Raw genomic sequence first — 1,266 nt, 5'->3', positions numbered from 1 at the left:
TGTAAGCTCCCCCTAAAACAGAACTGTTTAAAAGTAGAATAATTATCTTAATTTAGACAGTATTATGAGAAAGAGTAAATTTTCACCACAGCAGATCGCAAAGATCCTAAAGGAGTTCGACAACGGAAAGAGTGTAGACGAGATCAGTCGTGAGCACGGCGTGAGCGTTTCCGCTTTTTACAAGTGGCGTTCAAAGTATGCCGGCATGGACTCCAAAGAACTAAAGAGGCTCAAGGAACTTGAAGAGGAGAACCGACGGCTAAAACAGATGTATGCCACGCTAGCCCTGGACCATCAAATGGCCAAGGAGATCATTGAAAAAAAGCTCTGAAGCCCTGCCTTAAGAGAACTATTGCCAATGAACTCCTTCATTACGGTATCAGCAGGGCGTGCCGTGTTTTAAATATGAGCAAGAGTGTTTATTATTATAAACCATTGCCAAAGGATGATACCGAGATAGAAATGGCACTACAAAAAAAGGCTGAGCAACACTCGGAAGAGGGTTTTTGGAAGGCCTATGACAGATTGCGCAACGAGGGAAAAGTATGGAACCACAAGCGTATGCACAGAGTCTATGTTTCATTAGGGCTTCCATTAAGACGAAAAGTAAAAAAGCGATTGCCTGCGAGAGTAAAAGAGCCATTAGAGGTTCCGGATACGCTTAACCATACCTGGAGTATGGATTTTGTAACAGATGTTCTGGAGAACAGAAGACGCTTTAGGGCATTCAATATCATCGATGATTATAACAGGGAGGCACTGCATATCGAGATTGATTTCTCGTTGACCAGTAACCGTATCGTATGGGTGCTCAACCATCTGATCAATAAAAAAGGAAAGCCTAAAAAGATCAGGATGGACAATGGTCCTGAATTCATCGCCCACATTGCCAGTGTATGGAGCGAGATGCACGAGATAGAATTTAAATATATACAGCCTGGAAAACCTACCCAAAATGCTTTTGTAGAGCGGTTCAATGGATCATATAGAAGAGGTGTCCTCAATAAGTATATCTTTGAGAGCATAGACCAGGTAAGAGAACAGACACAAATATGGATGGATGATTATAACAATCATAGACCACACGATTCCTTGGGCAAAATTGCACCTGTAGAATATGCGAAAAGGCAACATGCCGCTGCCGCTGGGCACATTTTAAAATAAATTGGCTTTTAAACAGAAACATGAAGAGAAAGCCAATTCATTTTAAAACGGAAAAACTATATATTTGGATTAACAAACAGTTCTAAATTGGGGAAGCATACA

Annotated in this window: 1 protein-coding gene; it reads left to right on the top strand. The window is 41.2% G+C overall.

Annotation, left to right across the window (positions count from 1 at the left end; genetic code table 11):
• Positions 1–64 precede the first annotated feature (64 nt).
• A protein-coding gene (locus ESZ48_RS19175; protein WP_223266524.1) for an IS3 family transposase occupies positions 65–1,164 on the top strand; the annotation gives its coding sequence in 2 pieces (ribosomal slippage) (positions 65–326 and positions 326–1,164; 1,101 coding nt in all).
• The last annotated feature ends 102 nt before the right edge of the window (positions 1,165–1,266 follow it).

This window comes from Gelidibacter gilvus (genome assembly GCF_004115975.1).
In the GTDB taxonomy this organism is placed as follows: Bacteria; Bacteroidota; Bacteroidia; order Flavobacteriales; family Flavobacteriaceae; genus Gelidibacter; species Gelidibacter gilvus.
This window is presented reverse-complemented; position numbering and strand designations above follow the sequence as displayed.